This is a genomic window from Microbacterium sp. Leaf351 (assembly GCF_001423825.1).
Classification (GTDB): domain Bacteria; phylum Actinomycetota; class Actinomycetes; order Actinomycetales; family Microbacteriaceae; genus Microbacterium; species Microbacterium ginsengisoli.
Genome location: NZ_LMPK01000012.1, coordinates 3,847 through 9,983, shown reverse-complemented (window position 1 = coordinate 9,983; position 6,137 = coordinate 3,847). Strand labels below are relative to the sequence as shown.

4 protein-coding genes and 5 pseudogenes are annotated in these 6,137 nt (G+C 72.1%); 7 read left to right on the top strand and 2 right to left on the bottom strand.

Translation table 11 applies throughout. The features are described from left to right. Window positions 1–83: 83 nt before the first annotated feature. From ASG00_RS16980 to ASG00_RS04910, 3 genes and pseudogenes are all read left to right on the top strand, one after another. Window positions 84–422, top strand: a pseudogene (locus ASG00_RS16980) (TetR/AcrR family transcriptional regulator); the annotation flags it as partial. A 3-nt stretch (window positions 423–425) separates the two neighbouring features. Beyond that, window positions 426–735, top strand: a pseudogene (locus ASG00_RS16975) (hypothetical protein); the annotation flags it as partial. Window positions 736–777: 42 nt separating this feature from the next. Further along, window positions 778–1,065: an HU family DNA-binding protein gene (locus ASG00_RS04910; RefSeq protein WP_045247020.1), complete on the top strand. Its 288-nt coding sequence runs from the start codon at window positions 778–780 to the stop codon at window positions 1,063–1,065. 87 nt (window positions 1,066–1,152) lie between these two features. On the opposite strand, the gene ASG00_RS04905 is transcribed toward ASG00_RS04910, so the two are convergent. After that, window positions 1,153–2,283 carry a TDT family transporter gene (locus ASG00_RS04905; protein ID WP_056207326.1) on the bottom strand — a complete coding sequence of 377 codons (1,131 nt, stop codon included), beginning with the start codon at window positions 2,281–2,283 and terminating at the stop codon, window positions 1,153–1,155. Window positions 2,284–2,357: 74 nt separating this feature from the next. Between ASG00_RS04905 and ASG00_RS04900 the strand changes: the two genes are divergently transcribed. Next, entirely contained in the window at window positions 2,358–3,983 is a 1,626-nt protein-coding gene (locus tag ASG00_RS04900) for a cytochrome c oxidase assembly protein (RefSeq protein WP_137878665.1), read from the top strand. A gap of 34 nt (window positions 3,984–4,017) precedes the next feature. Here the strand turns inward: ASG00_RS04900 and ASG00_RS04895 are convergent, their stop codons facing one another. After that, on the bottom strand, window positions 4,018–5,091 hold the full coding sequence (locus ASG00_RS04895) for a hypothetical protein (protein WP_056207431.1): 1,074 nt from the start codon (window positions 5,089–5,091) through the stop codon (window positions 4,018–4,020). Window positions 5,092–5,176: 85 nt separating this feature from the next. Between ASG00_RS04895 and ASG00_RS16970 the strand changes: the two are divergent. The 3 pseudogenes from ASG00_RS16970 to ASG00_RS16960 all read left to right on the top strand — a co-directional run. Next, window positions 5,177–5,423 (top strand): annotated as a pseudogene (locus ASG00_RS16970) (AAA family ATPase); the annotation flags it as partial. A gap of 1 nt (window position 5,424) precedes the next feature. Beyond that, window positions 5,425–5,912: pseudogene (locus ASG00_RS16965) on the top strand (helicase); the annotation flags it as partial. A gap of 2 nt (window positions 5,913–5,914) precedes the next feature. Next, window positions 5,915–6,137, top strand: a pseudogene (locus tag ASG00_RS16960) (helicase); the annotation flags it as partial.

The following is a 6,137-nucleotide window of genomic DNA, read 5'->3' as shown; positions in this document are numbered from 1 at the left end:
GGCGTAGAATCAGAGTAGACCGAACGTTCTATCTATTCAAGCGATTCCGCCGCCGGCTGGCACGATGGATCGCGGAGGATCACATGAGCGCTGCAACAGCGGACCGCCCCTCGGCTCGGACCCGCCTGCTGGAGGCGGCGACGACGCTGTTCTACTCCGAGGGGATCCATGCGGTCGGCGTCGATCGCATCATCGAGCACGCGTCGGTGACCCGCGCGACCCTCTACAAGCAGTTCGCCGGCAAGGAGGGCCTCGTCCTGGCCTACCTCGAAGGGGAGGACGCGCAGCTGCGGGCGCTCTTCGCCGAGGCGGCGACCGCGTCCGATGACCCGGGGATCCTCCTCGACCTCGTGGTCGGCGGGATCGCCGACGACGTGCGCCTGCGGCACACGCGCGGATGTCCGTTCATCAACGCCGCGGCGNNNCCTCGCTGGCGCAGCCGGCCTCGTCCGTCCGCGCGAGGTGGCGGCCTCCCTCGTCCTCCTGCGGGATGCTGCGCTCGTCGGCGGGTATCTCGACGGTCCTGGCCTCGTCACGCCTGACTTCGCGCGCACCGCGCACGAGGTGATCCGCGCGCACCGGCCTGATCAGCAGTCACAGCAGCCCCACGAGCGTCATGCGCCTCGTGACACGCCGCCACCGATCCGTCAAAGTGCGGAAAATCCGCGGAATCACGCGGAAAGTGGGTATATTCGAGCACGGTCGAACCCGACCACACCGGGCACCCTCGGGTGACCGGACCCAGACAAGAGGCGCTTCGGCGCCTGGAGGAACCACATGGCCGACAAGTCCATCACCAAGACCGAACTCGTCGCGAGCATCGCGAGCGCAACGGGTCAGAGCCAGGCCACGGTCTCGGGTGTGCTCGACTCCCTGTTCGCCACGGTCGCCGAGAGCGTCGCCAAGGGCGCGAAGGTCTCGATCCCCGGTTGGATCGCCTTCGAGCAGGTCGAGACCGCCGCTCGCACCGGTCGCAACCCCCAGACCGGCGCCGAGATCAAGATCGCCGCGGGCAAGCGCGTCAAGGTGACCGCGGGCTCGAAGCTGAAGGCTGCCGTCAAGTAAGTCTTCTCGACTCCGCGAAGGGGGGATGCCACGTGGCATCCCCCCTTCGTCGTGTCCGGCTTCGTTCGCGGTGGCGTCGCGGCGACGTCAGGCCGGCGGCAGCAGTAGGCGACCCGTGCGTAATACTCCGTGCAGGGTGCGCGCGGCGACGGTGACCCACGCGACGAGGAGCCCCACGAACAGCACCGCGGACAGCGCCGCGAGTGCCTGCGAGCCGGTGTGCACGGCGAGGGCGGCGGACCCCGTCACGCACGTGCCGACGGGGAACGTGAACGACCACCAGGTGAGAGTGAACGGCAGGTGGGCGCGCGCGGCGCGGATCGTCAGGGCGACGACCAGGGCACCCCACAGCAGGGCGAAGCCGAGCACGGGCACGCCGAACACGACGCCCGCGGCGGAGAACGCCGATGCCAGGTCGGGCGGAGCGGCGAGGTGCGCATCGGCACCCAGGTTGTTCGCCGCGGTGATCGACTGACCGAGCGGTCCGAGAACGATCCACAAGGTCGGCACCATCGCGACGGCCCCGACCTCGTGGCGGGCGAGGCGCCCCCACAGCTGGGTGAGGATGATGAGCGCCGCGATGCCGGTCATGCCGGTCATCGCGTAGCAGGCGAGCAGGAAGTCGAGCCGCAGCTGGCCCGCGGGGATGTGCGGTAGCAGGGCCGCGCCGGTCGCCGCCGACACCATGGGCGGGACGATGGGCATGAGCCATCCGCCGAACGCGCTGTCCTCCCGCACGTCGTGGCGGGTGAAAGTCAGGTAGGGGATCGTGACGGCGGCGATCAGGCCGAGCACCGTGCCGACGGTCCACAGCACGGCGTCGATCGCGACCGCCACGGGCTCACCGAGGATGTCCACGCCCACGACCAGCGTGCCGAGTCCGACGGTCAGTGCCGCCATGGCCGGTGCGCCGTAGAAGTGAGCCATCGTGGCATTGCTGTGGTGACCGCGGGCGACGCCGCCGAACCAGATCCAGTGCAGCGCGGTCGCGACGATCAGCGCGAGGAACATGGCGGATGCGAGCAGCCACACCACGAGTGCGAAGGTGCGCTGGCCGGGCACCTGCACGGGGAGGGCGACGGCAGCGTTCGCGACGATGCCGGTCCCCATGACCGAGGCGAACCAGTTCGGCGTGATGTACGCGACGACGTCCCGAGGGCGATCGATGGCCTGCAGCCAGCGGCGTCGCGCGGGCGCGGTGGCGGTGGGGTGCGACATCCCTCTATCGTGGCGCGTCCGGCTATGGTCGCGCGCACGGGAATGCCACCCGGCCCCCGCCTAGGCTGGACCGCGTGACTGCGCGCGCCTGGCGGATCGGAGCCCCTGTGCTCCTTGCCGTCGTAGCGCTCGCCACGGCGCTGGTGACGGCCGGTCTGTCGGCGCCCGGCCGATTGGTCGGCTGGCTCCTGCCGCTCGCCGAGGTGCTGGTGCGGCTCGGGGTGGCGACGACGATCGGATGTCTCGTGCTCGCCGTCGCCGGCGGAACCGTCGCCCGCGCCGCGTTCGGGCGTCTCGTGGCGGTCGCTGCCGGTGCGGCCGCGGTGTTCGCCCTGGCCGCCGCCGCAGCGACCGTCCTCACCGCCGTGTCGCTGCTCGACCTCACACCCGGTCTCGATCCCGCATTCGGCGCCGAGGTGGCGGGCTTCGTCACGGGAACGTCGACGGGACGACTCTGGCTCGTGACGACGGTGCTGGCGGCGCTCATCGCCGTGCTGCTGGTGTCGGTGCGCACGGTGCGGGCCGTCCGAGTGCTCGCGGTGCTGGCAGCGCTCGCAGTGGTGCCGCTGGCGGCGCTCGCCGCCGGCGCGTCGCCGCGCCCGGCCGCGGGCCTGGCTCTGCTGATGCTCACCGTCTCGACCGTCGGCGCCGGGATCGTCGTGGGAGCGGCCGTCGTCTCGGCCTCGCGCGCTCCGGTACCTCTCGTGATCGCGCTGGTCGCGCTCGCCGCGCTGCTCGGATTCGGGGCGGCGGTCGGCATCGGCACGCAGCCCGTCGCGCCGCCGGCCGACGCGACCCCCGCCGAGGTGCTCACCGGGATGCCGCTGCCCCCGGTGCCCACGATCGGATCGCTGCTGCTCGGTGTCGCGCTCGACCCGCTCTGGCTCACCGTCGCCGCAGCGGGAATCGCGTGGCTCGTCGTGCGCCGCCGAGCCGCGGTCGCGGGCGCCCGGCGCTCGCCCGCGCGTCTCGGCGCAGGAATGGTCGCGGTCGTGCTGTTCCTGTGGGCGACGTGCGGCGGACTCGCCGTCTACGCCGACGTGCTGTTGAGCGCCCGGCTCGCGCAACTGCTGATCGTCGCACTCGCCGTGCCCGTGCTCGTCGCGTGGGCGACGCCGCCCCGCGCTGCGCGCACCGCCGGCGCCGAGACATCCGCCCCGCTCGCCCCGCTCGCACCGCCGCGGGCGCTGCGTTCCCCCGTCGTCGCGGCGCTGCTGCTCATCGCCGTGCTCTGGCTCGCGACAGCGACCGACGTGCTGCGCTGGACGCTGAGCCACCGCATCGGCACCGACCTCGCGATCGGCGTCGCCGCGGCGGCCGGTCTGCTGTTCGTCCGGGCGGTCGTCGTGCCGCGCACCGCGACGGCGGCGCGGGCGCTCGCGATCGTGCTGGTCGCGGCGGCCGTCATCGCCCTCGCCGCCGTGCTCGTCTCGACCGCGTCGTTGTGGGTCGCGGACTGGTTCGGCGCCCTCGCCCCCGCCTGGGGCGCGGAGCCCCTCGATGACCAGCGCCGGGCGGGAGTCGTCGTCGCGGGGTGCGGTCTCGTGCCACTGCTCGCTCTCGCCGTCATGGTCGCGCGCACCCCCAGACCCGCGGATGCCGCGTCCCGCCGTCTTGCGCGCCGCGAGCGCGACGCCGAGCTCGACGCGTACGACGCGGCGCTCGCCGCCGCCCGCCGGCACCCCGACCGCGACGCCTGATCGTCCGGCGCGGGAAGTCGCGGCATCCGGCAGGTCAGTTCGTTCCGCCGCCGATCGAGATCGCGACCGTCTCGTCGGGGTTGACGGTGATTCCGGCGTTCACCGTGAAGGGGACGTCGTCGCTGACCCGTCGCACCGACCCGTCGTAGAGCGACTGCACCGTCACCTGGATGTGGGCGACCGCGGCGGTGTCGGGGATGCGCCAGCCGTTGCCGTCGGGAACGACCTGGATCGTCGGCTGCTGCGTGATTGACCACGTCGGAGTGCCCTCGACGCGGTTGCGCACGACATAGCCGAACGGGCATCCGGTGGGCTGCAGCACCTGCTGGGTCGCGCACTGCGAGAGGAACTCGTTCACCCGCTGCTGCACGACCGAGGTGAACTGCGCCGTCGGCTGCGCCTGAACGGTGACCGGGATGTCGACGCCCGGCGCGTTCGTCAGCACCGCCGTCCCGCTCGAGGAGGAGATGTCGGTGTCGATGCGGATCGCGTAGAGGGCGGGGGAGAAGACCAGCATCGCGATCGGCTCGGTCGGCTTCACGTTCTCGCCGTCGGGCGAGACCTGCCGCTTGTCGACCACGAATCCGTTGACGCCGAACTGCATCGTGCCGAGCGCGGTGAGCGACATGACCGCGAGCGGACTCGTGGCGAAGCGCCAGGTGGGGAGCACACCGAGCTGCCCGCCGGGTGCGACGCGGAACGCGGTGGTGCCCGAGTGACCGCCGGCGGAGTACGAGACGGTGACGGTCGTGACGGCGCCTTCGGACGACTCCGACACGACGTTCACATCGGAGAGCTGGCCGAGCGCGGTCGATCGCAGCAGTGCGGACGAGGCCGTCGACGGCAGCCCGGCGGCGGACAGCTGATCGGGGGTGAGCGCCACGCCCGGGACCGCGAGCGCGTCGCCGGCCCGCCCATCCGACAGGAGGGACAGATAGTGCAGCACGAACGCCGTCGGGCTGTACAACTGGCGGTAGAGCGCCGCGGATCCGACGCCGAGACCCGCGAGCAGCAGCGCGGTCACGAGCGCGATCGATGTGAGATCGACCCACAACGGCCGACGCCGACGCACCCGGGGGGTGGCGGCATCCGGCTCGGCGACAGTCACCTTCACAGTGTAGGAACCGGGCCGCGCCGCCACCCGGGAAACGCCCCCACGGCTCGCGGGGCGCCCGCGCACCTAGCATGGACGGGTGCAGACGACCCCCCTCTCGAGCGAGCAGACGGAGGTCTACGAGCTCATCGAGGGCACGCGCGACAACGTCTTCGTGACGGGTCGAGCGGGCACCGGCAAGTCGACGCTGCTGCGCCACCTCGTCGAGCACACCGCCAAGCGCGTCGCCGTCTGCGCGCCGACGGGGGTCGCCGCACTCAACGTCGGCGGGCAGACCATCCACTCGCTGCTGCGGCTGCCGATCGGCCTCATCGCCAACACCGAGCNGTCGATGGTCAGCGCCGACCTCATGGACGGCATCGACCGGGCGCTGCGTCAGGCCCGGGGCCGCCGCGCGGAGCCCTTCGGCGGCGTGCAGGTCGTCATGTTCGGCGATCCCTACCAGCTCGCCCCGGTGCCGCCGCGTGGCGACGAGCTGCGCTACCTCCACGACCACTACCGGTCGCACTGGTTCTTCGACGCGCACGTCTGGGCCGGAGAGACACCGGATGCCGCGGGCATCATCGACCTCGGACGCCACGGCGCGACCCTGCACATCCGGGAGCTGCGCGACATCCATCGACAGTCCGACCCGGCGTTCAAGGCGCTCCTCGACGCCGTGCGCCATGGTCGCGTGACGGCCGACATGGCCGGAGTGCTCAACGGCCACGGGGCCCGCACACCGCCCGAGCCGGTCGACGGCGAGCAGCCGATCATCACCCTCGCGACCCGCAACGACGCGGTCAATGCGATCAACAAACGCCACCTCGACGCCCNNCCCCGCCGATGTCGAGCTGCAGCTGAAGATCGGCGCGCAGGTGATGTTCCTGCGCAACGACACCGCCGGCTACGGCGAGCCGCCCCGTTGGGTGAACGGCACGATCGGCACCGTCACCCGCATCACGGGAGACAAGGTGCGGGTGAGCGTCGACGGCGAGGAGCACGACGTCGAACCGGCGGTCTGGGAGCGCTACCGCTACGCGTACCACGCGACCACCCGT

What these genes read in the sequence shown, in the direction of transcription:
- ASG00_RS04910 (WP_045247020.1), top strand. Translation starts at nt 778, where the DNA reads ATGGCCGACAAGTCCATCACCAAGACCGAACTCGTCGCGAGCATCGCG.
- ASG00_RS04905 (WP_056207326.1), bottom strand. Translation starts at nt 2,283, where the DNA reads ATGTCGCACCCCACCGCCACCGCGCCCGCGCGACGCCGCTGGCTGCAG.